23 protein-coding genes are annotated in these 23,836 nt (G+C 71.3%); 3 read left to right on the forward strand and 20 right to left on the reverse strand.

From position 1 onward, the window contains the following. Positions 1-631 precede the first annotated feature (631 nt). Entirely contained in the window at positions 632-1,897 is a 1,266-nt protein-coding gene (gene tyrS / locus LO762_RS16070; protein WP_230615899.1) for a tyrosine--tRNA ligase, read from the reverse strand. A 74-nt stretch (positions 1,898-1,971) separates the two neighbouring features. After that, on the reverse strand, positions 1,972-2,586 hold the full coding sequence (locus LO762_RS16075; RefSeq protein ID WP_230616692.1) for a DNA-3-methyladenine glycosylase: 615 nt from the start codon (positions 2,584-2,586) through the stop codon (positions 1,972-1,974). Between the two features lie 188 nt (positions 2,587-2,774). Here LO762_RS16075 and LO762_RS16080 point away from each other — a divergent pair, with 188 nt between their 5' ends. Beyond that, entirely contained in the window at positions 2,775-3,380 is a 606-nt protein-coding gene (locus tag LO762_RS16080; RefSeq protein WP_230615902.1) for a TetR/AcrR family transcriptional regulator, read from the forward strand. 36 nt (positions 3,381-3,416) lie between these two features. On the opposite strand, the gene LO762_RS16085 is transcribed toward LO762_RS16080, so the two are convergent. The 9 genes from LO762_RS16085 to argC form a co-directional block, all read right to left on the reverse strand. Then, positions 3,417-3,713 carry a hypothetical protein gene (locus LO762_RS16085; RefSeq protein WP_230615905.1) on the reverse strand — a complete coding sequence of 99 codons (297 nt, stop codon included), beginning with the start codon at positions 3,711-3,713 and terminating at the stop codon, positions 3,417-3,419. A gap of 83 nt (positions 3,714-3,796) precedes the next feature. Next, positions 3,797-5,209 (reverse strand): argininosuccinate lyase, encoded by a 1,413-nt coding sequence (argH, locus tag LO762_RS16090; protein ID WP_230615908.1) that lies wholly within the window; start codon positions 5,207-5,209, stop codon positions 3,797-3,799. A 107-nt stretch (positions 5,210-5,316) separates the two neighbouring features. Continuing rightward, on the reverse strand, positions 5,317-6,516 hold the full coding sequence (locus tag LO762_RS16095) for an argininosuccinate synthase (protein ID WP_230615910.1): 1,200 nt from the start codon (positions 6,514-6,516) through the stop codon (positions 5,317-5,319). Between the two features lie 23 nt (positions 6,517-6,539). Next, positions 6,540-7,085 (reverse strand): arginine repressor, encoded by a 546-nt coding sequence (locus LO762_RS16100; RefSeq protein ID WP_308103991.1) that lies wholly within the window; start codon positions 7,083-7,085, stop codon positions 6,540-6,542. A gap of 2 nt (positions 7,086-7,087) precedes the next feature. Continuing rightward, complete coding sequence (gene argF, locus LO762_RS16105; RefSeq protein ID WP_230615913.1) at positions 7,088-7,999, reverse strand: ornithine carbamoyltransferase; 912 nt, start codon at positions 7,997-7,999, stop codon at positions 7,088-7,090. Then, positions 7,996-9,168 (reverse strand): acetylornithine transaminase, encoded by a 1,173-nt coding sequence (locus tag LO762_RS16110; protein ID WP_230615916.1) that lies wholly within the window; start codon positions 9,166-9,168, stop codon positions 7,996-7,998. Before LO762_RS16110 ends, argF begins: the two co-directional genes overlap by 4 nt. Continuing rightward, on the reverse strand, positions 9,165-10,040 hold the full coding sequence (gene argB / locus LO762_RS16115; protein ID WP_230615919.1) for an acetylglutamate kinase: 876 nt from the start codon (positions 10,038-10,040) through the stop codon (positions 9,165-9,167). Before argB ends, LO762_RS16110 begins: the two co-directional genes overlap by 4 nt. Next, positions 10,037-11,191, reverse strand: a complete 1,155-nt coding sequence (gene argJ, locus LO762_RS16120; RefSeq protein ID WP_230615922.1) for a bifunctional glutamate N-acetyltransferase/amino-acid acetyltransferase ArgJ — start codon at positions 11,189-11,191, stop codon at positions 10,037-10,039. Before argJ ends, argB begins: the two co-directional genes overlap by 4 nt. Before the next feature lie 29 nt (positions 11,192-11,220). After that, positions 11,221-12,249, reverse strand: coding sequence for an N-acetyl-gamma-glutamyl-phosphate reductase (gene argC / locus LO762_RS16125; protein WP_230615925.1), 1,029 nt, complete (start codon positions 12,247-12,249; stop codon positions 11,221-11,223). Between the two features lie 173 nt (positions 12,250-12,422). On the opposite strand from argC, the gene LO762_RS16130 reads away from it, so the two are divergent. Together LO762_RS16130 and LO762_RS16135 are read left to right on the forward strand one after the other, a co-directional pair. Continuing rightward, positions 12,423-12,953, forward strand: a complete 531-nt coding sequence (locus tag LO762_RS16130; RefSeq protein ID WP_230615928.1) for a SigE family RNA polymerase sigma factor — start codon at positions 12,423-12,425, stop codon at positions 12,951-12,953. Further along, positions 12,940-14,130, forward strand: coding sequence for a hypothetical protein (locus tag LO762_RS16135; RefSeq protein WP_230615931.1), 1,191 nt, complete (start codon positions 12,940-12,942; stop codon positions 14,128-14,130). The genes LO762_RS16130 and LO762_RS16135 overlap by 14 nt, the downstream gene beginning before the upstream one ends. A gap of 159 nt (positions 14,131-14,289) precedes the next feature. Here the strand turns inward: LO762_RS16135 and pheT are convergent, their stop codons facing one another. The 9 genes from pheT to der form a co-directional block, all read right to left on the reverse strand. Beyond that, positions 14,290-16,740, reverse strand: a complete 2,451-nt coding sequence (gene pheT, locus LO762_RS16140) for a phenylalanine--tRNA ligase subunit beta (RefSeq protein WP_230615934.1) — start codon at positions 16,738-16,740, stop codon at positions 14,290-14,292. Then, positions 16,740-17,849 (reverse strand): phenylalanine--tRNA ligase subunit alpha, encoded by a 1,110-nt coding sequence (gene pheS, locus LO762_RS16145; RefSeq protein ID WP_230615937.1) that lies wholly within the window; start codon positions 17,847-17,849, stop codon positions 16,740-16,742. Before pheS ends, pheT begins: the two co-directional genes overlap by 1 nt. A 221-nt stretch (positions 17,850-18,070) precedes the next feature. Continuing rightward, complete coding sequence (locus LO762_RS16150; RefSeq protein WP_230616695.1) at positions 18,071-19,117, reverse strand: ATP-binding protein; 1,047 nt, start codon at positions 19,115-19,117, stop codon at positions 18,071-18,073. Positions 19,118-19,226: 109 nt separating this feature from the next. Continuing rightward, a complete protein-coding gene (locus LO762_RS16155; protein ID WP_230615960.1) occupies positions 19,227-19,754 on the reverse strand; it encodes an STAS domain-containing protein in 528 nt (175 codons plus the stop codon). Positions 19,755-19,849: 95 nt separating this feature from the next. Continuing rightward, the gene (locus LO762_RS16160; RefSeq protein WP_230615963.1) at positions 19,850-20,671 is read right to left on the reverse strand and encodes an RNA methyltransferase; all 822 of its coding nucleotides are present in this window, start codon (positions 20,669-20,671) and stop codon (positions 19,850-19,852) included. A gap of 11 nt (positions 20,672-20,682) precedes the next feature. Next, positions 20,683-21,048 carry a 50S ribosomal protein L20 gene (rplT, locus tag LO762_RS16165; protein WP_230615965.1) on the reverse strand — a complete coding sequence of 122 codons (366 nt, stop codon included), beginning with the start codon at positions 21,046-21,048 and terminating at the stop codon, positions 20,683-20,685. 74 nt (positions 21,049-21,122) lie between these two features. Then, positions 21,123-21,317 carry a 50S ribosomal protein L35 gene (rpmI, locus tag LO762_RS16170; RefSeq protein WP_230615967.1) on the reverse strand — a complete coding sequence of 65 codons (195 nt, stop codon included), beginning with the start codon at positions 21,315-21,317 and terminating at the stop codon, positions 21,123-21,125. Between the two features lie 132 nt (positions 21,318-21,449). Further along, positions 21,450-22,100, reverse strand: coding sequence for a translation initiation factor IF-3 (gene infC, locus LO762_RS16175; protein ID WP_255686170.1), 651 nt, complete (start codon positions 22,098-22,100; stop codon positions 21,450-21,452). A gap of 269 nt (positions 22,101-22,369) precedes the next feature. Next, positions 22,370-23,827 (reverse strand): ribosome biogenesis GTPase Der, encoded by a 1,458-nt coding sequence (der, locus tag LO762_RS16180; protein ID WP_230615972.1) that lies wholly within the window; start codon positions 23,825-23,827, stop codon positions 22,370-22,372. Positions 23,828-23,836: the final 9 nt, after the last annotated feature.

The raw sequence follows: 23,836 nt of genomic DNA on the forward strand, positions 1-23,836 counted from the left end.
CAGCCAAAGACCGGAGCCAAACCTCAGTGTGTTGATCTGGCATATGAACAAGGTCTGGCGAGACCTTAGTCCGTATTGCCTCAAAGAAATCCTCAGACGAGGATGACCAGAACCGAAGTCCTGGCCTTAATTGGCACTGACTTTTAGCACGCTGTTGAGTTCTCAAGAAACGGACCCGCGCCGCGTTCCACCCTTGCGGGTTTGTTTCGAGGCGGTTTCCCTAGCTTACCAGAGCTTCGGAGGCGCTTCGCACGACTCCGGATGTTCCGGGAAGTTCGAGAGGTTCTGTCCCCGGGGCCGTCCGCTCTCGCGTCCGTCTCCCCTCGGGGCAGGAAGAACATTACGGGGAGCCCTCGGCAACGTCAAATCGGCGTTACGCGGGGGTGAATCGCCCGCTCACCTGCTTGTTTGTACCGATCGGCATGCCCGGACCGCCGTCGAGGCAAACCCGTGTGACCCGGATCTCGTTTTCCACACGCCGCCCGGGTCAATCTCTGGCAATACCGGCAAAACACTCAATGCAGTGAGGCCCGTATCACCGGAACCGGTGATACGGGCCTGTCGCTCTGGCACGGGCCGTCAAAAAGACGCACCCCGGCGGACCGCCGGGCGGACGGTCGCGCGGCGCGGGTCAGCCGACGACGACGCTGCCGAGGGTGCGCTTGCCGCGGCGCAGCACGAGGAACCGGCCGTGCAGCAGGTCGGCGGCCTCGGGCACCGCCTCCTCGGACGCGACCTTCACGTTGTTCAGGTACGCCCCGCCCTGCTTGATCGCGCGCCGGGCCTCGGACTTGCTCGCGCACAGGCCCGACGCCACGAGCAGATCCGCCACCGAGGGCAGGTCCGCCCCGGCCGGAAGCTCGGCCCGTGGTGTCTCGGCGAGCGCCGCCTCCAGGGTGCGCGCGTCGAGCGCGTCGAGCCCGCCCTGGCCGAACAGGGCGGCCGACGCGGCGACGACCTTCGCCGTCTCGTCCGCGCCGTGCACCAGCGTGGTCAGCTCCTCGGCGAGGGCGCGCTGGCCGATCCGGGCGGCGGGCCGCTCCGCCGACTGCTTCTCCAGCTCCTCGATCTCCTCGCGGGACCGGAAGCTGAACGTGCGCAGCAGCTTGCCCACCTCGCCGTCCTCGACGTTCACCCAGTACTGGAAGAACGCGTACGGGGACGTCAGCTCGGGGTCGAGCCAGATCGCGCCGCCCGCCGTCTTGCCGTACTTGGTGCCGTCCGGCTTGGTCAACAGCGGGGTGGAGATCGCGTGCACGTGGGTGCCGGTGACCCTGCGGATGAGGTCGGCGCCCGCGGTGAGGTTGCCCCACTGGTCGCTGCCGCCGCTCTGCAGGACGCACCCGTGGCGGCGGTGCAGCTCAAGGAAGTCCATGCTTTGCAGCAGCTGGTAGGAGAACTCGGTGTAGGAGAGCCCGCTTTCGAGCCTGGAGGCGACGACCTCCCTGGCGAGCATCCGGTTGACCGGGAAGTGCTTGCCGACATCGCGCAGGAAGTCGATCACGGACAGGCCGCCGGTCCAGTCGAGATTGTTGACCATGCGCGCCGCGTTCTCGCCCTCGAACGACAGGAACCGCGACACCTGGCCCTGGATCCGCCGGACCCATCCGGCCACGACGTCCTCGGAGTTGAGCTGCCGCTCGGCGGACCGCCCGCTGGGGTCGCCGATCAGCCCGGTGGCCCCGCCGACCAGCGCGAGCGGCTTGTGCCCGGCGTCCTGGATCCGACGCATCGTGAGCAACTGGACGAGGTTGCCGACATGCAGGCTCGGCGCCGTGGGGTCGAAGCCGCAGTAATACGTGACGGGCCCGGCCGAGAGGGCCGCGCGCAGCTCCTCGAGGTCGGTGGTCTGGGCCAACAGGCCACGCCACTGCAGCTCGTCCACGATGTCGGTCAACGGTCTTCCATTCTCTGCTGTGCACCGGAGTCTTGCCTGTCCCAGGGTGCCCGATGAAGACGGCGTGGTGGTAATCAGCGGGTGCGGGGGCGGGGAGTGTGGCGGCGGTAGGCGGACACGGTGGGGTCGTTCGTCAGCCAGAAGCGCCAGGGGACGTCGTGGGCTGAGGAGACGCCTACTCGGGGGCCTTCGCTGACGGTGTTCGGGTGGGGGGCGTCTCCGGGGGTGATCACCAGGTCGCCCGGGGAGCAGACGTCCGCGCCGTTGAGGGCCCGGTCTATGGCCATCGCCTTGCAGAGGCGGGCGGGGCCTCGGGCGAGGTCTCTGCGGGATGATCCGGGACGTCGGGTGAGAGCCACGTCGCTTCCGGCGACCACTTCGCCGGCTCGGAGCAGGACCGCGGAGGCGACTCCCTCCGGGCCGCACACGAGGTTCACGCAGAAGTGCATGCCGTAGGTGAAGTACACGTAGGCGTGGCCGGGCTCTCCCCACATCACCTCGTTCCGCGGGGTCTTTCCCCGGTACGAGTGCGAAGCGGGATCCTCCGTCCCCGCGTAAGCCTCCACCTCGGTGATCCGGACCCCGACGACGCCCGCCTCGTCCGCCCGCCAGAGGACGCAGCCCAGCAGCGTCCTGGCGACGTCCGTCACGTCGCGGTCGAAGAACCCCCGCTCCAGCGGCGTCCGCACCCGCTCCAACCCCGCCTCCCTTCGGCTCCCGCACTCTACGCGGCGCGGACGCGGACCGTGGGCGGGGGCGTCCGGGTGCCGAATGCTTTTCCTCGGGGTAAAGCATTCCCTCGGGTTGGCACAGAGCATTCCGTCGGCTGGAACCGGATCGGATTAGGTGGGAGAGAGTCGGCATCGGGTGGGGAGAGGTGGCGAAGGTGCAGGACGCGGACGGCGAGCTCCGGAACCACATCCTCGACAGCGCCCAGTCCCTTTTCGGCCAACTGGGCTACGACGGGACGACGCTGGAGATGATCGCCCAGTCGGCGGGGGTGCCGACCTCCGTCGTCAAGGAGCACTTCGGCGACAGGCGTTCGGTGTACGAGGACGTCTTCCGGCGCACGCAGGAACCCATGGACGCGTTGCTGGGCCTTCTGTCCGAAGAGTCGGGGCTGCCGATCGAGGTCCGGGTCGAACGGCATCTCAACAGGTTCATCGACTATGTCGGCGGCAATCCCGATCTGAGCGCGATGTGGCAGCAGCGGCGCATGGGTGACGCGGCGGACCTGCACGAGATCGAGGAACGCTACGCCCTGCCGCAGTTCAAGCGGCTCGCGCAGGCCAGCGCCGAGGTCTTCCGCGAAGACGTCGACCTCGCCCTCATGCTCTGGACGCTGATCTGGACCATCGACGCCTTCTTCAACAACCTTCCGGGCGGTGTGGGCGCCGAACGCAGCCCCGAGGCGGTCGCCCGCCTGCGCCGCCATCTGTTCTCCCTCCTCAAGCCCTTCCTCCGGGACACGCCACCGAGCTGAGACCCGCCGGGAGCGGCACCCCTACCGGCCGCGCGCTCACGAGAGGCTGACGCGGCGCGGCGGCGCGGGCTCGGCGGTGACGACGGCGTAGGCGCCGCGGGGAACCCCGGGCAGCGCGGCCGCCTGGGCGCAGGCCGCGAGCAGCATGTCCGGGTCCGGCCCGGTGAGGTAGAAGACGTGGACGGCGGCGCGGGTCTCCGGGTCGGCCGGGACCTCGATCTCGCCGATCTCCTCAAGGTCGGCGAGGAACGACTCGATCTCCTCGGCCCACTCATCGGGGTCCGGATCGTCCGTGGGGCGCGGGATGTGCAGTTCGACGACGGCGTGCGGCATGGCCGCATCATCCCCGCAGGAACCGTCGAGCGGGGAACGGCTCGCCGGACGGGACGCGGCCCGCGCCCCGTCCGGCGGCGACCTCAGGACGGCGAGGCCCAGGCGGCCGCCTCGTCGGCGGCGGCGCGCAGCGCGGTGATCTGCTCGCGGACGCGGTCGGGGGCGGTGCCGCCGTACGCCTTGCGGGACGCGATCGCGCCCGGCACGTTGAGCACCTCACGCACGTCCGGCGTCAGGTGCGGCGAGACCTTGGCGAGCTCCTCGTCGGTGAGGTCGCCGAAGTCCTTGTCGTTGACCTGGCACCAGACGACAAGGTGGCCGACGACCTCGTGCGCGTCCCGGAAGATGACGCCGCGCCGCACCAGCAGTTCGGCGAGGTCGGTGGCCAGCGCGAACCCCTGCGGCGCGAGCTCCTCAAGACGGGCGGTGTTGACGCGCATGGTGGCGATGAGCCCGGACACCGCGGGCAGCACCAGCAGCAGCGTCTCGACGGCGTCGAACGCGCCCTCCTTGTCCTCCTGGAGGTCGCGGTTGTAGGTGAGCGGCAGCCCCTTGAGGGTGGTGAGCAGCCCGACGAGGTGGCCGATGAGCCGCCCCGCCTTGCCGCGCGCCAGCTCGGCGACGTCGGGGTTCTTCTTCTGCGGCATGATCGACGACCCGGTGGCGTACTGGTCGTCCATCTCGATCCAGCGGAACTCCTGGGACGCCCACAGGCACACCTCCTCGCCGATGCGCGACAGGTGCACGCCGGTGAGGGCCGCGGCGAACAGGAACTCGGCGACGAAGTCGCGGTCGCTGACGGCGTCCATGGAGTTGGCGGCGGCGGAGTCGAAGCCGAGTTCGGCGGCGACGGCCTCGGGGTCGAGCGGCAGCGACGAGCCGGCGAGCGCGCCGGAGCCGAGCGGGGAGACCGAGGCGCGCCTGTCCCAGTCGCGGAGCCTGTCGATGTCGCGGCCGATGGCGTGGACGTGCGCGAGGAGCTGGTGCGAGAACAGCACGGGCTGGGCGTGCTGCAGGTGGGTCATGCCGGGGGCGGCGACGCCGAAGTTGGCCTCGGCCTGGTCGATGAGGGCGGTCTGCAGCTCCACCAGGCGCGAGACGACGCGGCGGGCGTGGTCGCGCAGGTAGAGGCGCAGGTCGGTGGCGACCTGGTCGTTGCGGGAGCGGCCGGCCCGCAGCTTGCCGCCGAGGGAGCCGAGCCGCTCCAGGAGGCCGCGTTCCAGGGCGGTGTGCACGTCCTCGTCGGCGACGGTGGGGCGGAACTCGCCGGACGCGCAGGCGCGCTCCAGGTCGTCGATCGCGCCGAGCATCCGCTCCAGCTCGCCCTCGTCGAGCAGGCCCGCGCGGTGCAGCACGCGGGCGTGGGCGCGCGACCCCATCAGGTCGTACGGCGCGAGCCGCCAGTCGAACTGGACGCTCACGGACAGGCGTGCCAGCGCGTCCGACGGCCCGCCTTCGAACCGTCCGCCCCACAGCCGGGTCGGTGCCTTGCTCACTGTGACATCTCCGAAAAGTCGTGGTCATCGCGCCCGCCGCCGCTCGGCGGGCGTCCACACAGTTGTACCGCTCCGGAGTGACACCCCGGAGCGGCCCTGTGGAAAACTCAGGCTTCCTTGCGGTCCCGCACCGCGGCGATCTTGCTGGGCAGGCTCCACAGCTCGACGAAGCCCTTGGCGAGGCTCTGGTCGAAGGTGTCGCCGGTGTCGTACGTCGCCAGGTCGTAGTCGTACAGGGACGAGCCGCTGCGCCGCCCGGTGACGGTCGCGCGGCCGCCGTGCAGGGTCAGCCTGACCTCGCCGTTGACGTGCGTCTGCGCCTGCGCGATGAACGACTCCAGCGCGTCCTTGAGCGGCGAGAACCACAGGCCGTCGTAGACGAGCTCGCCCCAGCGCTGGTCGACCGACCGCTTGAAGCGGGCGAGGTCGCGCTCGACCGTGACGTTCTCCAGCTCCATGTGCGCGGCGAGCAGCGCGATCGCGGCGGGCGCCTCGTAGACCTCGCGGGACTTGATGCCGACGAGCCTGTCCTCGACCATGTCGATCCGCCCGACGCCCTGGGCGCCGGCCCGCTTGTTGAGCTCGTCGATGATCTGGAACGGGGTGAGCGCGCGGCCGTCGATCGCGACCGGGACGCCGTCCTTGAACGTGATGACGAGCTCGTCGGCCTCACGCGCGACGGAAGGGTCGGACGTGTAGGAGTACAGGTCCTCGATCGGGGCGTTCCAGATGTCCTCCAGGAAGCCCGTCTCGACGGCGCGGCCCCACAGGTTCTGGTCGATCGAGTACGGGTTCTTCTCCGACACCTCGATGGGCAGGCCCTTCTCCTGCGCGAAGGCGATGGCCTTGTCGCGGGTCCAGGCGTAGTCGCGGGCGGGGGCGACGCACCTGAGGTCGGGGTTCAGCGCGGCGAGTCCCGCCTCGAACCGGACCTGGTCGTTGCCCTTGCCGGTGCAGCCGTGCGCGACGTGGGTGCCCTTGAACTCGGAGGCTGCCGCGGCGAGGTGCTTGACGATGAGGGGCCGCGACAGCGCGGAGACCAGCGGGTAGCGGTCCATGTAGAGGGCGTTGGCGCGGATGGCGGGGAAGCAGAAGTCGCGGGCGAACTCCTCCCTGGCGTCCACGACGACGGCCTCGACGGCGCCGCAGTCCAGCGCGCGCTGCCGGATCGCGTCCATGTCCTCTCCGCCCTGGCCGCAGTCGACGGCGACGGCGACGACCTCGGCGCCCATCTTCTCGGCGAGGAAGGGGATCGCGACGGACGTGTCGAGGCCCCCGGAGTACGCCAGTACGACGCGCTCAGTCATGGGTGTTCTTCTCCTCTGGGTAGTCATGAAAAGTTGTCGCGGGGGCGGGGGTCTTCCGACCCCTGGCTTCGTCGCCCGGTCAGCGCCAGCAGGCGGGCCGCCAGTGCCTCGCCGCCCAGCGGGTCGCGGGAGATGACCAGGATGGAGTCGTCTCCCGCGACGGTGCCGAGGACCGAGGGCCATTCGGCGTGGTCGATCGCCGACGCCAGGTACTGCGCCGCCCCCGGTGGCGTCCGCACGATGACGAGGTTCGCTGACGCCTCGGCGGACACCAGGAGTTCCTGGGCGAGCCGGGCGAGGCGGGAGGCGAAGGACTCGGCGTTGCCTGTGCGGGCGAGTTTGATGCGGTCGCCGCCCTCCCCCGGGACGGCGTAGATGAGGCTGCCGTCGTCGGCGCGCAGCCGGACCGCCCCGATCTCGACGAGGTCGCGCGAGACGGTGGCCTGGGTGACCTCCAGGCCGTCGTCGGCGAGCAGCCTGGCGAGCTCGCCCTGGGAGTGGACCTTGTGCCGGGTCAGCAGCTCCAGGACGCGGGCCTGCCGGGCCGTCTTCGTCATCGGGGTGGTCACCGCTACCGCTCCAGCAGCCAGGCGAGCAGTGCTTTCTGGGCGTGCAGGCGGTTCTCCGCCTCGTCCCACACGACGCTGTTGGGCCCGTCCAGGACGCTGGAGGCGATCTCCTTGTCCCGGTAGGCCGGAAGGCAGTGCAGGACGGCCACCTGCGGGCCCGCCAGGGAGACGAGCTCCTCGGTGAGCGCGTACGGCTCGTAGACGGAGACGTCCTTGTCGTCCTGGCCCATCGACACCCACGTGTCGGTGGCCAGGACGTCCGCGCCGGTGGCGGCGGCGCGGGCGTCGGTGGTGATCTCCACGGAGCCGCCGGTGGCCTTGGCGATCTCCTCGGCGCGCCGCCAGACGTCCGGGTCGGGCAGGTGCCCTTCGGGTCCGGCGACGCGGACGTGCATCCCGGCGGTGGCGCCGCCGAGGAGGTAGGAGTGCGCCATGTTGTTGGCGCCGTCGCCGAGGTAGGTGAGGGTGAGCCCGGCGAGCTCGCCGCGCCGCTCCAGGACCGTGAGCAGGTCGGCGAGCACCTGGCACGGGTGGAACTGGTCGGTGAGCGCGTTGACGACCGGGACGGTCGAGGCGTGGGCCATCTCCTCGATCCGGTCCTGGCCGAACGTGCGCCAGACGATGGCGGCGCAGACCCGGTCCAGCACGCGGGCGGTGTCGGCGATCGTCTCGCCGCGTCCGAGCTGGCTGCTTCCGGTGTCCAGGACGAGCGGGTTTCCGCCGAGTTCGGCGATTCCGGCCATGAAGGACACGCGGGTGCGGGTGGAGGACTTGTCGAACAGGACGGCGACGGACTTGGGCCCGGCCAGCGGCTTGGGCCCGTACCTGTCGGCCTTCATCGTGAGCGCCAGGGCGAGGACCTCGGCCTGTTCGGCGGGGGTGAGGTCGTCGTCGCGCAGGAAGTGCCGGGTCATGAGCCGACTCCGTCGAGGATCGCGGGGAGGGCGGCGACGAAGGAGTCGGCCTCGTCCTCGGTCATGGTGAGGGCGGGCGCGAGCCTGACCGCGTCGGGCTGCACGTTGTTCACCAGGAATCCGGCCTCCTGGGCGCTGTCGCGGACGTCGGCGGCGACCGGCGCGGTGAGCAGGACGCCGAGCCACAGGCCGCGGCCGCGGACCCCGGCGAGCAGCGGGTGCCGGAGCGCGCTGATCCCGTCGGAGAGCCGCGCGCCGATCTTCACGGCGTGGTCCATCAGCCCGTCGCGCTCGACCGTCTCCAGGACGGCCAGGGCCGCGGACGCGGACAGCGGGTTGCCGCCGAAGGTGCAGCCGTGGTCGCCGAGCGCGAAGATGTCGCCCGCGGCGCCGACGCCGACGACCGCGCCGATCGGGACGCCGCCGCCCAGGCCCTTGGCGAGCGTGAGGATGTCGGGACGGACGCCCTCGTGCTGGTGCGCGAACCAGCGGCCGGTCCTGCCGACGCCGCTCTGGATCTCGTCCAGGACGAGCAGGGCGCCGGTCTCGTCGCAGATCGCGCGGGCGGCGGTGAGGTAGCCGTCCGGCGGGGGCACGACCCCGGCCTCGCCCTGCGTGGGCTCCAGGAAGACGGCGGCGCACTCGTCGGTGACGGCGGCCTTGAGCGCGTCCGCGTCGCTGTAAGGCACGAAGCGCACGTCGACGCCGTAGGGCGCGAACGGCTCCCTGATGGCCTTCTTGCCGGTGAGGGACAGCGCGCCCATGGTCCGGCCGTGGAAGCCGTTCTCGGTCGCGACGAGGTACTTGTCCGGGCCCGCGTGCTTGCGGACCATCTTGAAAGCGGCCTCGTTGGCCTCGGTGCCGGAGTTGCCGAAGTACACCTTGCCGGGCAGGCCCAGCAGTTCGACGAGCTTGCCCGCGAGCCGGATCTCCGGCTCGGTGGTCAGCAGCGGCGACACGTGCGCGATCTTCCCGATTTGCGCGGTGACGGCCGCCACCAGCGCCGGGTGGTTGTGCCCGAGCGAGGAGACGGCGATGCCCGCGAACATGTCGAGGTAGGCGTTGCCCTCGACGTCCCAGACCGTGCGGCCCTCGCCGCGCTCAAGGACGAGCGGCGGGAGGGGGCGGTTGGGCATGAACGCGGCCTTGAAGTCGTCCTGCCACGTCATGACGGCACCACCATCGTTCCGACTCCTTCATCGGTGAAGACTTCCAGTAGCAGGGAGTGCGGGACACGTCCGTCAAGGACGTGCGCCTGGGGCACCCCGTTGGAGACCGCGTGCAGGCAGGCGCCCATCTTGGGCACCATGCCGGACGCGAGGTCGGGCAGCAGCTCCTCCAGCTCGGCGGCCGTGAGCTCGCGGATGACCTCGTCGCTGTTCGGCCAGTCGGCGTACAGGCCCTCGACGTCCGTCAGCACGATCAGCTTCTCCGCGCCCAGGGCCGTCGCGAGGGCGGCCGCGGCGGTGTCGGCGTTGACGTTGTAGATCGCGCCGTCCACGCCGCGCGCCACCGACGACACGACGGGGATGCGGCCGTCGTTCAGGAGGCTCTGCACCGCGCCCGGATCGACCTTGACGATCTCGCCGACCTGCCCGATGTCCACCGGTTCGCCGTCCACGATCGCGTGCAGCTTCTCGGCGGTGAACAGGTGCGCGTCCTCGCCGGACATGCCGACGGCGTACGGCCCGTGCGCGTTGACCAGCCCGACGACGTCGCGGTTGACCTGTCCGGTGAGGACCATCCGGACGACGTCCATCGCCTCGGGCGTGGTGACGCGCAGGCCCGCGGTGAAGTGCGACTCGATCCCGAACTTCGCGAGCGCGGCGTTGATCTGCGGGCCGCCTCCGTGCACGACGACCGGGCGCAGGCCCGCGAGCCGCAAGAAGACGATGTCGCTTGCGAACGACTCGCGCAGCGCGTCTTCCGTCATGGCGTTACCGCCGTACTTCACGACGACGGTCTTGCCCTGGAACCTCTCCAGCCACGGGAGCGCCTCAATGAGGACCGCGGCCTTGCTCATGGCCTCCTTGCGGTTCATGAGCTGTACGCCGAGTTCTCGTGGACGTACTCCTCGGTGAGATCGGTCGTCCAGACGGTCGCGGAGTGCTTGCCCGCCGACAGGTCCACCGTGATGGACACGTCGCGGGGCCGCAGGTCCACCTTGTCGCGGTCTTCTCCGACCGAGCCGCCACGGCACACCCAGATGCCGTTGATGGCGACGTTCAGCCTGTCGGGCTCGAAGACGGCGTCGGTGGTGCCGACCGCCGAAAGGACACGGCCCCAGTTGGGGTCCTCGCCCTTGATCGCGCACTTGAGGAGGTTGTTGCGGGCGATCGAGCGGCCCACGGTGACGGCGTCGGCCACCGAGTCGGCTCCGACGACCTCGATGGCGATCGCCTTGGACGCGCCCTCGGCGTCCACGAGGAGCTGCCGGGTGAGGTCGAGGCAGACCTCCGTCAGCACCTTGGTGAATTCGGCCTCCTCCGGGACGACGCCGGTGGCGCCGCTGGCCATGAGGAGGACCGTGTCGTTGGTGGACGTGCAGCCGTCGGCGTCGAGCCGGTCGAAGCTGTGCGAGGTGGCGTGCCGCAGGCAGCGGTCCAGCGCCTCGGCGGAAAGGTCGGCGTCGGTGGTGACGACGACCAGCATCGTCGCCAGGGACGGGGCCAGCATGCCCGCGCCCTTGGCCATGCCGCCGACCATGTAGCCGCCCTCGCCGCGCCGGAAGGAGATCTTCGCGACCGAGTCGGTGGTGCGGATGGCGTCGGCGGCGTTGAGGCCGCCGTCGCGGGTCAGCTCGGCGGCGGCGGTGTCGATGCCCGCGAGCAGCTCGTCCATGGGCAGCCGGATGCCGATGAGGCCGGTGGAGCAGACCGCGATCTCGCCGGCGGAGTCCGCGAGGACCTCGCCGACCTTCTCGGCGGTCGTGTGGGTGTCCTGGAAGCCGGGGGCGCCGGTGCAGGCGTTGGCGCCGCCGGAGTTCAGCACGACGGCGCGGACGCGCCCGCCGGAGACGACCTGCTCGCTCCACAGCACCGGCGCCGCCTTGACGCGGTTGCTGGTGAAGACGGCGGCGGCGGCGCGCGACGGCCCGTCGTTGACGACGAGCGCCAGGTCGCGGTTGCCGTTGTCCTTGATGCCCGCGGCTATGCCCGAGGCGCGGAAGCCCAATGGTGCGGTGACGCTCATGTGCCCTCTATCTGCTGTCGGGTGGGAGTTCAGGGTGCGACGGCGAAGGTGGTCAGCCCGGTCCCCTCGGGGAGTCCGAGCGCGAGGTTGGCCGACTGCACGGCGCCTCCCGCTGTCCCCTTGGTGAGGTTGTCGATCGCGGCGACCACCACGATTCGTCGGGACCGCTCGTCCAGGGCGACCTGCAGGAGCGCGGTGTTCGCGCCGAGCGTCATCGCGGTGGACGGCCACTGCCCTTCCGGCAGCAGATCAACGAAGGGCTCCGCGTCATAGGCGGCGGCGTACGCCTCCCGCAGGGCGGCGTAGGTGACGCCCGGCCTGGCCTTGGCGGTGCAGGTGGCGAGGATGCCCCGGCTCATCGGGGCGAGCGTCGGGGTGAAGGAGACGGTGACGGCCTCGCCCGCCGCCCTGGACAGGTTCTGGGTGATCTCCGGGGTGTGCCGGTGCACGCCACCGACCCCGTAGGCCGACACCGCGCCCATCACCTCACTGCCCAGCAGGTTCGTCTTGGGGGCCTTGCCCGCGCCGGACGTCCCGGACGCGGCGACCACGACGACGTCAGGCTCGGCCAGTCCGGCGGTGTAGGCGGGCACGAGGGCCAGGGACGAGACGGTCGGGTAGCAGCCGGGCACCGCGATCCGCTTGGTGTCGGCGAGGACCTCGCGTTGTCCGGGCAGCTCGGGCAGGCCGTAGGGCCAGGTGCCGGCGTGCGGGGAGCCGTAGAAGTGCTCCCACTCCCCCGCGTCCTCCAGCCGGAAGTCCGCGCCGCAGTCGACCACGAGGACGTCGTCGCCGAGGTCGGCGGCCAGCGGGCCGGACGCGCCGTGCGGGAGGGCGAGGAAGACCACGTCGTGGCCCGCGAGCGTCGCCGGGGTGGTCTCGACCAGGATCCGGTCCGCGAGGGCGCGTAGATGCGGCTGGAGCGCACCGAGGGGCTGCCCCGCGCTGCTCGCCGCGGTGAGCGCGCCGATCTCGAACTCGGGGTGCGCCGCGAGGATGCGCAGCAGCTCACCACCCGCGTAGCCGCTCGCGCCCGCCACTGCGACCCGGTACCCCATGTCCGCGCTTCCTCTCCTCGCCGCCGGAAAAAGTATGCATGGGTCCGGATGAGTATTCAAGTGCGATCAAGGAACCTCTCACCATGTGGACATGGGAGGATTCAGGACGACCCCTGGCACTTCCCATGCAACCGGAAGGGGCCCCCGGGTGTCTTGAGAAGGGAGGGACATTCATGCGCGGCGGGGACCTGGACCGGCAGTTCGACGACTTCGTCGCGAACCGCTTCCCGGCGCTCTACCGCTACGCGTATGTCCTCACCGGCAACCAGCACGACGCCGAGGACCTCGTCCAGGAGGCCCTCACCCGTACCGGCGTCGCCTGGGGCCGGATCAGGCGCAAGGACGATCCGGAGGGCTACGTGCGCACGACCATGGCGCGCATCATGGCCAACCGCTGGCGCCGCCCGAAGCTGGAGCACCTGGTGCCCGGCGTGCCCGAGACGGCCGCCGACGACCCCGGGCTCGACAGGGTGCACGAGATAGACGGGCTCGACGCCGCGCTCGGCTCACTCCCGCCCAGGATGCGGGCCGTGCTCGTGCTTCGGTACTTCGAACAGCTGAGCGAGGAGGAGACCGCGCGCGCGCTCGGCTGCTCCCGAGGGACGGTGAAGAGCCAGGCGTCCCGGGCCCTGGCCAAACTGCGCGCGGGGATGCTGGACGATCCCGAGCGCGCACTCATGGAGGACCGACGTGGAAGATCTTGAGCGGCTCGTCGAGGGCAGGCTCCGCGCGCTGGACGGCACCGACCCGTCCGAGGAGGTGCGCGCGCGCGTCCTGGGCCGGGTGAACCGGCAGGTCGCGGTGCGCCGCCGCAGGCGCCGGGTCGCCGGGACCGTCGCGGGGGCCTCCCTGGTCGTCGCGGGCGGCTTCGGCGTGCCCGCGCTCCTCCCCGCCCTTGAGGACGGCGCCTTCAACGGCACCGCGCCCGTCGCGATAGGCAGCGCCGACCCCGACGACGACCCGCTGCTCGGCGGCTACGACGACCCGGAGGAGTCCGGCTCCCCCGGCGTCGGCGGCGCCACCGACGGCGACGAGACGACACCGGGCGCGGCGGGCGGCCTCGGCCGGAACCTGCCCACCGGCAAGACCCTCTCGGTCTTCGGCATCGGCGCGGACGGCACCGTCCTCGGCACCGGCGTCGGGCCCAAGGGCCGCAGCGACGGCACCCTGTGGCGGGCCGACCTCGACAGCCTGCTCGGCGCGCCCGTCCCCCTCGCCGAACCCAAGGGCCTCTACGCCGCCGCCGGATCCGCCGACCTCTCCGTCTGGCCCGAACGCACCCGCGACGGGTTCCAGCTCATGTGCCAGGACACCGCGGGCACGCCCGTCCAGCTCGGCGCCGCGGGCGTGGCCCGCCGCGCCAGCCTCGGCTTCCACGTCGACCAGGGCCACGTCGTCTGGACCGACCGCACCGGTGCGCGCGTCTGGAGCGCCAAGGGCTGCGCCGGAAAGCCGACCGAACTCACCGACGGCTACGCCGCCGGACTCGCCTACCCGTACGTCTACGTCCTCGGAGACGACACCACGGACCTGCACCGCGTCCACCTGGAGACAGGCGAATCCGAAGACAGGTCCCTGCCTCCCGTCAGCAAGAACGCCCTGTTCGCCGCCGCCGAGAACACCTTCTCCGTAGCCGACGACAGAAAACTCACCGTCTACGACGCCGACACCTGGCAGCCCCACACCGTCCCCGACCGCCTCCCCCAGGGCAAAGCCACCCTCTCCGCAGGCGACACCACCGTCGCCTACACCACCGGCGACGAATCCCTCCTCTACGACACCACCAGCAACACCGCCACCACCCACGACGGCACCGCCTACGCCAACGGCCCTTACGTCCTCACCCGAGAAGGCGACGCCTTCACCCTGCAACGCAAGTAGGCACACACGCCGTGGTTTAAGCCCAGCCCCGCCCGGATCGGGCGCCCCGGGGTCGCCCCGGAGGCCGCCAGGCCGGAGGGGCGGCGCCGGGCTCGCAAGCGCCCGATCCCCGCCGCACCGCAGGCCCCCCGGGCCTGCGGTGCGGCCAGCAAACACAGTTCAGGTTCGCGGAGTAGCTCCGGTTAGTTCGGTGGCTCGGGCTATGGCGGCGTCTCGGGCTGTGGAGGCTTCCTCGGCGGTGAGGGTGCGGTCGGGGGCCCGGAGGCGGAGGGCGTAGGCGAGGGACTTGTTGCCTTCGCCGACCTGGTCGCCGGTGTAGACGTCGAAGAGGCGGAGGGACTCCAGGAGGTCGCCCGCGCCTTCGGCCAAGGCGGCCTCGACGGTGGCGGCCGGGGTGTTCGCGGGGACGATCAGGGCGACGTCGCGGGTGGCCACCGGGTAGGTGGACACGGGCGGGGCCGTGGGTGAGTGGCCGTCCGGGAGGCGGTCCAGTTCCAGTTCGACGGCCGAAGCCCGCTCGGGCAGGCCGTAGTGCTGGACGACGCGCGGGTGCAGTTCGCCCGCGTGGCCCACGAGGACGTCGCCGTGCCACAGGGCGGCGCAGCGGCCCGGATGCCAGGGCTCGTGCCGGTCGGCCGTGACACGCAGCTCCACGCCCGCCTCACGGGCGATCAGCCGGGCCGCCTCGATCGCGTCCTGCCAGCCCGCCCGGCGTCCGGCGCCCCACCATCCGGCGGGCTCGGCGGCCCCGGCCACCAGCACCGCGACACGGTGCGGCTGGTCCGGCAGCGCCGCCTCGATCGCCGCCAGCTCGGCCTCGCTCGGCGCGTGCTCCACCCCGTAGGCGGGCACCTTGCCTGCGCCGTCCTTGGGCCGGTAGACGAGGCCCGTCTCGAACAGCGCGAGGTCGGTCTGGCCGCGACCCAGGTTGCGGGCGGCGGTCCGCAGCAGGCCGGGCAGCAGCGTGGTGCGCAGCAGCGGCTCGTCCTCCGACAGCGGGTTCGCCAGCCGCAGCGCGCCACGCCTGGCGTCGTCCACGGGCAGCAGCAGCGCGTCGAAGTCCTTCACGGACGTGAACGGGTAGCTCAGCACCTCGCTGTGGCCCGTGGCGGCGAGCACCCGGCCGACCCTGCGGCGCAGCCGCTGCCGGGACGTCAGGCCACGGCCCGCCGACGGGCGCGGCGCCCGCTCCGGGATCGCGTCGTAGCCCTCCAGCCGGATGACCTCCTCGGCGAGGTCGTTGGGGTCGGTCAGGTCGGTCCGCCAGGACGCCGGGGTCACCGTGATCGGGTCGTCGCCCGCCACGGTGCAGCCGACCTGCTCCAGCCGCCGCACGACCGTCTCACGGGAGTACTCGACACCCGCGACACGCTCCGGATGCGACACCGGAATGGTGATCGTCACCGGCTCGACCGGCGCCTCGGCGACCGTCGCGCCCGGCACGACGCGCGCCCCGCCCAGCTCCGCGAGCAGCCGCACCGCCCGCAGCGACGCGGCGAGCGGCAGTTCCCGGTCCACCCCGCGCTCGAACCGGTAGGACGCCTCGCTGTGCAGCCGGTGCCGCCGGACCGTCCGCGCGACGGAGACCGGGTCGAAGTGCGCGGCCTCGATCACCACCTCGGTGCTCGACCCGTCGATCTCGGTGTGCAGGCCGCCCATCGCGCCCGCGATCGAGATCACGCCGGAACCGTCGGTGATCATGAGGTCGCCGGGGTCGAGGGTGCGCTTGACGTGGTCGAGCGTCTCCAGCGACTCACCCGCGCGCGCACGGCGCACCACGACCTCACCGGTCAGCTTCGCCGCGTCGAACGCGTGCAGCGGCTGGCCCAGCTCCAGCATCAGGTAGTTGGTGACGTCCACGGCCAGCGAGACCGGGCGCACCCCGCAGCGGAACAGCCGGGTGCGCAGCCACAGCGGCGACGGCGCCGCCGGGTCGAACCCGCTGACGCGGCGCAGCACGAACCTGTCGCACACGTCCGTCGCCTCGATCGACGCCGGGTAGGACGGCCCCTCGTCAGGGATCGGCACGTCAGCCGGGTCGGTGAACGCGACACCGTAGGCGATGGCCGCCTCACGCGCCAGGCCCCGGATTGACAGCGCGTAGCCCCGGTCGGGGGTGACGGCGATGTCCAGCACGTCGTCGGCGAGGCCGAGCAGCTCGATCGCGTCCACCCCGACGCCGGTGTCCTCCGGCAGCACGAGGATGCCGTCGTGGTCGTCGCCGATGCCCAGTTCGCGCAGCGAGCAGATCATGCCCTCGGACACCCTGCCGTAGGTCTTGCGCGCGCCCACCGCGAACCCGCCCGGCAGGACGGCCCCCGGCAGCACCACCACGACCGTGTCGCCGACGGCGAAGTTCCGCGCGCCGCAGATCAGGTTCTGCGGCTCGGGGTTCCCGACGTCCACCTGACACCAGCGGATCGGCTTCTTGAACTCCGTCAGCTCCTCGATCGCCAGCACCCGGCCGGTGACGATCGGGCCGGTGATGTCGGCCTCCTCGACCGTCTCGACCTCAAGGCCCGCCGCGATCAGCTTCGCGGCCAGCTCCCGGCCGGTCACCCCGGCGGGCAGGGCCGCGTACTCACGCAGCCACGAAAGCGGGGCCCGCATCAGATCTCCATCCCGAACGGGAGGGTGAACCGGACGTCACCCTCGACCATGTCGTGCATGTCCGCGACACCGTGCCGGAACATCAGCGTCCGCTCCACACCCAGGCCGAACGCCCAGCCCGAGTAGCGCTCCGGATCCACCCCCGCGGCCCGCAGGACGCGCGGGTTGACCATGCCGCAGCCGCCGATCTCGATCCAGCCCTCGGACGAGCACGTGCGGCACGCCCTGTCCGGATTGCCCACAGACTCGCCGTGGCAGACGAAACACTGCATGTCCACCTCGGCCGACGGCTCGGTGAACGGGAAGAACGACGGCCGTAGCCGGACCGGCAAGGGGTCGCCGAACAGGCCGTTCACAAAAGCCGCGATCGCGCCCTTCAGGTCGGCCATCGTCAGGCCCTCGTCCACCGCGAGGCCCTCCAACTGGTGGAAGACCGGGCTGTGCGTGGCGTCCAGCTCGTCCGTCCGGAACGTCTTGCCCGGCGCGACCACGTAGACCGGCAGCTCACGCGACAGCAGCGCGCGGATCTGCACCGGCGACGTGTGCGTCCGCAGCACCATCCCGGAGTCCTCGGACTCGACGAAGAAGGTGTCCTGCATCGCCCGCGCCGGATGGTCCGGCGGGAAGTTCAACGCGTCGAAGTTGAACCACTCCGCCTCGATCTCCGGCCCCTCGGCGACCTCGAACCCCATCGAGACGAACACGTCGGCCATCCGATCGGCCATCGTCGTCAACGGGTGCCGCGCGCCGCGCTGGACCCGGTCCCACGGCAGCGTGACGTCCACCGTCTCCTCGACGAGCACACGCGCGTCCCGCTCGGCCTCCAGCGCCTCCTGGCGCTCCTTCAGCGCCCGGTTGACGGCGCCGCGCGCCGCCCCGATCCGCTTGCCCGCGTCCGCCTTCGCGTGCGGCGGCAACGCCCCGATCTCCCGGTTCGCCAACGCCAGCGGCGACCGGTCCCCGGCATGCGCCAGCCGAGCCTCCTTCAGCTCCTCCAGCGACACCGCCGCCGCGATCGCGGCCAGCGCGTCACTCACCGCCCCCTCCACGGCCTCCGGCTTCAACACCGAGACCTCAACGGGGTCATAGGACTTGTTGGGTGCAGACATGTCGTTTCAACGTCTCCTAGCGGGGATTACCCCGCAAGTCTAGTGGTGGTGGGTCGAGCGTTCCGGCTGTCGGATGATCAATTGGCGATGTCGGGAGTGGTGGGGGTGGTGATCATCGACTGCGGGGGGACTGTGATCACTGACGGCTGGGCTGGTGCGTGCCGCGCCTGGTCATTCGGTCGGGAAGGCCGACTCTGGAAAGTCCGTCCGGGGTCCCGTGCTCAGGCGGGTATTCCGGCGGGCAGGGTGAATCGGAACTCGGCGCCGCCGCCGGGGGCCTGTTGGACGGTGATGGTGCCGCCGTGGGCTTCGACGAGGCCCTTCACGATGTAGAGGCCGAGGCCGGTGCCGCGGCGGCGGTTGCCGCGCCAGAACTGGCGGAAGACGCGCTGGGCGGCTTCGGGGGGGATGCCTTCGCCTTCGTCGCGTACGGACACCACGGCCCCCTCCCTTCCGCTGTCGGGCTCCACGACGATGGTGACAGTACCAGCCCCGTGGCGCAGGGCGTTTTCCACAAGGTTGCCCAGGATCTGGTGGACTTTGTCCGGGTCGAGCCACAGGTCGGGGAGGGTGCCGCGGGCGTCCAGGCGGAACCGGGCGGCGGCGTCGCCGGCCGCGACGCGGCGGGTGATCACCTCGCGGGCGGTCGCGACGACGTCCACGACCTGGCGGCGCATCTCCAGCCGTCCGGCCTCGATCCGGGAGACGTCGAGCAGCTCCGTGATCAGCCGGGTGACCCGGTCGGCGTCGGCGTTGACGGTCTCCAGCATGACGAGCTTCTGGTCGTCGTTGAACCTGTGCCATTTGGCGAGGAGCGTCGCGGTGAAGCCCTTGACGCTGGTGAGCGGCGACCGCAGCTCGTGCGCCACGGTCGATACCAGGTCGGCCCGCTGACGTTCCCTACGCGCGCGCGCGACGGCGTCCCGCAGGGAGACGCTGAAACGCTGCACCCGCCGACGTCCGTCCCGCACGTAGGAGGCGGTGACGAGGACCTCGCGCCCGTCGGCGAGGTAGAGGCCGCACTCGGGATGCCGGGTCCGGGTGGAGAGGCCCCGATAGGGATCGACGCTCTTCCACCAGTCCTTGCCCTCACCGTCGTGCAGCGGGAGGGCGGCGGTGGCGTCCCGGCCGAGCACGGCGGTCCGGCGCAGGCCGGTGATCTCCTCGGCCCGCCGGTTGAACGCGACGACGAGGCCGTGGGAGTCGGCGACGAGCAGGCCGTCGGGGAGCTCGTCCCCGTAGGACGGCACGCCTCGCGGGCTCGGCACCCCCGCCGTGAACCACCCGTCCCCGCTCACAATGAAAGGCCCCCTCCGCACCGGCCGCTGAGCGCAAAGCCTATCGTCGTGCGAGGGGGTCTTGGGAGCGCGAAACCCCTTACGGATAAGGGTTTTCCGGGCCTCGACCGGACTCCGGCGCGGCGCCCGACGCGGCGAGCGTCAGGGCGTCCTCAACACCGTCGGCGATGGGGAGGCGGCGGTGCAGCCCGGTGATCTCGAACAGCTTGCGCTGCGCCGGCCTGACCCCGTACAGCCAGACGCCGCCGCCCTGCGCCGACGCCCGGTTGGCCAGCGCCACCAGCACGTTGAGGCCCGAGGCGTCACAGAAGAACACGGCGCGGAAGTCGATGACGACCGACGTGTAGCCCGCCTGGAGCACCGCCGTGAGATGGTCGCGCAGCGTCAGCGCGGAGCGCAGGTCGATCTCCCCGGCGACCCTGACGACGGCCGTCTCGTCCCGGCCGTCGACCAGTTCGACGCGCAGTGCCCTGTCTTCGGCGACGCCGTGGCAGCGCAGGCCGCCTGAGCGCATCGGCTCGGACCTCGGTCGGCGGAGCATGTACTCCCTCTCGTAGGCCAGTGTCACGGCCGCGCGCCCGCGTGGGGGCCGGGCCTTCATGGTCATCTTCGCAGTAAGGGCCTGGCGGACATCGCACCGCCATAGTCCGCATCCGGTCGGACCCGGCGTCAACCGCCGGATCTTGACAGGGCGGTCAGGACTCAGGCGGAGGTGCGCTGCGCGCGCGCCGACGCGTAGAGACAGACGGCGGCGGCGGTCGCGAGGTTCAGGCTCTCGGCCTTTCCGTGGATCGGCACCCGCACGACGTCGTCGGCGAGCGCCCGTATCTCCTCGGGCAGCCCCCACGCCTCGTTGCCGAACACCCAGGCCGTGGGACGGGCAAGGGAGCCGTCGTCAGCGAGGTCGTCCAGGGTGCGGGTGCCCGCGCCGTCGGCGGCCAGGACCGTCAGGCCCGCCGCCCTGAGCGCCGGGATGAGCGTCGTGTACCGGGGGCCCGTCACGACGGGCAGGTGGAAGAGGCTGCCCGCCGACGCCCTGACGCACTTGCCGTTGTAGGGGTCCACCGACGCGTCGGTGAAGACCACCGAGTCGGCGCCCGCGGCGTCCGAGGCGCGCAGGACCGTCCCGGCGTTGCCGGGGTCGCGCACGTGGGAAAGGACCGTGACCAGCTTCGGGGCGCCGGACAGGGCGCGCTCCAGCGGCACGTCGAGGAAGGCGCAGACCGCGAGCAGGCCCTGCGGGGTGACGGTCTGGGCGAGTTCGGCCATCACCTCGCCGCTCACCCGCAGCACGGGGACGTCCGCCTTGGCGGCGGCGTCCACCAGGTCGGCGTGGCGGGAGGCCGCCTCGGCCGTCGTGTACAGCTCGACGAGGCCGCCCGGAAGGGCGAGCGCCTCGCGCACCGCCTGCGGGCCTTCGGCCAGGAACCTGCGGTCCTGCTGCCGGAAGGCCCGCTTGGCGAGCCTGCGAGCGGACTTCACCCGAGGGGATCGGATACTGGTCAGCTCGACGAGGCCCGCCATCGCCGGGCGCCTCAGGCCTCGGCCGGGAGGGCGTTCTTGGCGACCTTCACCAGCGCCGCGAAGGCGTCGGCGTCGTTCACCGCGAGCTCGGCCAGCATGCGGCGGTCGACCTCGACCTCCGCGGCCTTCAGGCCCTGGATGAACCGGTTGTAGGTCATGCCGTTGAGGCGGACCGCGGCGTTGATGCGCTGGATCCACAGCCGACGGAACTGGCCCTTGCGGTCCTTCCGGTCGCGGAAGGCGTACGTCATGGAGTGGAGCTGCTGCTCCTTGGCCTTGCGGTACAGGCGCGAGCGCTGCCCGCGGTAGCCGCTCGAACGCTCCAGGACGACCCGACGCTTCTTGGCGGCGTTGACCGCCCGCTTCACGCGTGCCACGTGTCAGAACTCCTTCGTGGGGGCGGGGCTTCTCGTTGCCCTGCCGTGGTCGTTATGGGTCTTGGAACGTCCGCTTACTTGCGGAGCAGCTTCTTGATCTTGGGGGTGTCCGCGGCGGAGACCACGGCGTTGCCGTCCAGGCGACGGGTGCGCTTGGTGGGCTTGTGCTCCAGCAGGTGGTTCTTGTTCGCGCGGCGGCGCACCACCTTGCCGGAGCCGGTCAGCTTGAAGCGCTTCTTGGCACCGCTGTGGGTCTTGGTCTTCGGCATGGCGGCCGTCTCCCTCTTTCTTCTAGGCGTGGCTGACCGGACGTGCAGGGGAAAGATGCACGCCTGGTCAGCTGTGTCGCGTACATCCCGACCGGGGTCCCGCCTTCCGCGAGACCCCCGGTCGGGCGGGTCTCACTCGGAGCCGGGCTCGGTGCCGGTCTCCTCCTCGTCGGCGGCGCTCTCGCGTGCCGCGTTGCGCTGCGCCCTGGCCTCGGCCTGCTCGGCCTTGGCCTCCGCCTTCTTCTTGTGCGGCCCGATCACCATGATCATGTTGCGGCCGTCCTGCTTGGGGTTGGACTCGACGAACCCCAGCTCGGTGACGTCCTGCGCGAGCCGCTGCAGGAGTCGGTAGCCGAGTTCCGGACGCGACTGCTCGCGGCCGCGGAACATGATCGTCACCTTGACCTTGTCCCCGCCCTTGAGGAACCGCTCCACGTGACCCTTCTTGGTCTCGTAGTCGTGCGGGTCGATCTTCGGGCGGAGCTTGATCTCCTTGATGATCGTGTGCGCCTGGTTGCGCCGCGCCTCACGCGCCTTCATCGCGGACTCGTACTTGAACTTGCCGTAGTCCATGAGCTTGGCCACCGGAGGCCGCGCGGTCGGCGCGACCTCGACGAGGTCGAGGTCGGACTCGCGGGCAAGGTCGAGCGCCTTGGCGATGGGGACGATGCCCACCTGCTCGCCATTGGGCCCGACGAGCCGGACTTCCGGCACGCGAATGCGGTCGTTGATGCGCGGTTCGTTGAAACGCGTTTCGGCGCTGATGGGACCTCCCGGGGCCATGCTAGGTGTTGGGGAACCTGTCGCAAGGGCCCTGACATGAGACAAGCCCCGCACGACGCGCATGCGAGGCCACCATCGGTAGGGCTCTCGACACGCACATCCAGACTACGCGATGCACGTCGAAAGCCACACAGCGCCTGACGGCGCCGACCGAACCCCTCGGCCGCACCGGCCGACCAGGTGGGAGCAGTCTCCACTTGCGCGCTCGGGCCCACCACAGACCCAAGCCGGTCAGTCATCAAGAATACCAGAGCGTCAAGGCTCTCCGGTCAGCGGCGGCGGTTGAAGCGCTTGTCGCGGTCCCGCTTCTTCTCGCGGATCTTCATGGTCACCGAGATGGGGGTGCCCTCGAAGCCGAACTCCTCGCGGATGCGGCGCTCGATGAAGCGGCGGTAGCCGGGCTCCAGGAAGCCGCTCGTGAACAGGACGAAGCGGGGCGGCCGGGTGCCCGCCTGGGTGGCGAACAGGACGCGGGGCTGCTTGCCGCCCCGGATCGGGTGCGGGTGGGACGAGACGAGGTCGGTGAAGAACTGGTTCAGCTTGCCCGTCGGGACCCGGTAGGACCAGCTCTCCAGGGAGCGCTCGATCGCGGGGACGAGCTTCTCCACGTGCCGCCCGGTCTTGGCCGAGATGTTGACGCGCGGGGCCCAGCGGGCGCCCACGAGCTGCCGTTCGATCTCCCGGTCCAGGTAGAAGCGGCGCTCCTCGTCGACGAGGTCCCACTTGTTGTAGGCCAGGACGAGCGCGCGGCCCGCCTCCACGACCGTGTTGACGATCCTGAGGTCCTGCTCGGCCAGCGGCTCGGACGCGTCCACGAGCACGACCGCGACCTCCGAGCGCTCCAGGGCCGACTGGGTGCGGAGGATCGCGTAGAAGTCGGCGCCCTGGTTCTCGCGGTGCCGCTTGCGGATGCCCGCGGTGTCGATGAACCGCCAGGTCTTGCCGCCGAGGTCGATGAGCTCGTCCACCGGGTCGCGGGTGGTGCCCGCCACCGAGTCGACGACGGCCCGGTTCTCCTTGGCCAGCTTGTTGAGGAGGCTGGACTTGCCCACGTTGGGACGGCCCATCAACGCGATCCGGCGCGGCCCGCCGAGCTCCTCGCCCAGCCGCTCGCGCGGGGCGGGTTCCGGCAGCGCCTCCAGCACCCGGTCCAGGAGGTCACCGGAGGAGCGGCCGTGCAGCGCCGAGACGGGGACGGGCTCGCCGATGCCGAGGGCCCACAGCGAGGTGGCCTCCAGCTCCAGCCTGGCGTCGTCGGCCTTGTTCGCGGCCAGCACGACCGGCTTCTTGGCGCGGCGCAGGATCTCCACGACGGCCTCGTCGATGTCGGTGGCGCCGACCGTCGTGTCCACCACGAACAGGACGACGTCGGCCAGCTCGACGGCCAGCTTGGCCTGTTCGGCGATGGCGGCGGCCAGGCCGCGCGAGTCCGGCAGCCACCCGCCGGTGTCCACCACGGTGAACTCGCGGCCGTTCCAGGCGGCCTTGTAGGAGACCCTGTCCCGGGTGACGCCCGGGACGTCCTCCACGACCGCCTCGCGGCGTCCGATGATCCGGTTGACGAGGGTGGACTTGCCGACGTTGGGCCGGCCCACCACGGCGACGACGGGCAGCCGCGCGGGCGCGGCCTCCTCGGCCGACTCCTCGTACCCCTCCCAGGTGGCGGGGTCGAACTCGTCGGGGTCGTAGGTCTCGAACTCTTCAGGCGCGAAGTCCTGCTCGGTCATGATGTGTCC

This window comes from Actinocorallia sp. API 0066 (assembly GCF_020991275.1).
In the GTDB taxonomy this organism is placed as follows: Bacteria; Actinomycetota; Actinomycetes; order Streptosporangiales; family Streptosporangiaceae; genus Actinocorallia.

Excerpts from the sequence above, each read along its gene's own strand:
- LO762_RS16085 (WP_230615905.1), bottom strand. The coding sequence starts at position 3,713 with ATGCCGCACGCCGTCGTCGAACTGCACATCCCGCGCCCCACGGACGAT.
- LO762_RS16095 (WP_230615910.1), bottom strand. The coding sequence starts at position 6,516 with ATGACTGAGCGCGTCGTACTGGCGTACTCCGGGGGCCTCGACACGTCC.
- argF (WP_230615913.1), bottom strand. The coding sequence starts at position 7,999 with ATGACCCGGCACTTCCTGCGCGACGACGACCTCACCCCCGCCGAACAG.
- LO762_RS16110 (WP_230615916.1), bottom strand. The coding sequence starts at position 9,168 with ATGACGTGGCAGGACGACTTCAAGGCCGCGTTCATGCCCAACCGCCCC.
- argB (WP_230615919.1), bottom strand. The coding sequence starts at position 10,040 with ATGAACCGCAAGGAGGCCATGAGCAAGGCCGCGGTCCTCATTGAGGCG.
- argJ (WP_230615922.1), bottom strand. The coding sequence starts at position 11,191 with ATGAGCGTCACCGCACCATTGGGCTTCCGCGCCTCGGGCATAGCCGCG.
- argC (WP_230615925.1), bottom strand. The coding sequence starts at position 12,249 with ATGGGGTACCGGGTCGCAGTGGCGGGCGCGAGCGGCTACGCGGGTGGT.
- LO762_RS16130 (WP_230615928.1), top strand. The coding sequence starts at position 12,423 with ATGCGCGGCGGGGACCTGGACCGGCAGTTCGACGACTTCGTCGCGAAC.
- pheT (WP_230615934.1), bottom strand. The coding sequence starts at position 16,740 with ATGCGGGCCCCGCTTTCGTGGCTGCGTGAGTACGCGGCCCTGCCCGCC.
- pheS (WP_230615937.1), bottom strand. The coding sequence starts at position 17,849 with ATGTCTGCACCCAACAAGTCCTATGACCCCGTTGAGGTCTCGGTGTTG.
- LO762_RS16155 (WP_230615960.1), bottom strand. The coding sequence starts at position 19,754 with ATGACCATGAAGGCCCGGCCCCCACGCGGGCGCGCGGCCGTGACACTG.
- LO762_RS16160 (WP_230615963.1), bottom strand. The coding sequence starts at position 20,671 with ATGGCGGGCCTCGTCGAGCTGACCAGTATCCGATCCCCTCGGGTGAAG.
- rpmI (WP_230615967.1), bottom strand. The coding sequence starts at position 21,317 with ATGCCGAAGACCAAGACCCACAGCGGTGCCAAGAAGCGCTTCAAGCTG.
- infC (WP_255686170.1), bottom strand. The coding sequence starts at position 22,100 with ATGGCCCCGGGAGGTCCCATCAGCGCCGAAACGCGTTTCAACGAACCG.
- der (WP_230615972.1), bottom strand. The coding sequence starts at position 23,827 with ATGACCGAGCAGGACTTCGCGCCTGAAGAGTTCGAGACCTACGACCCC.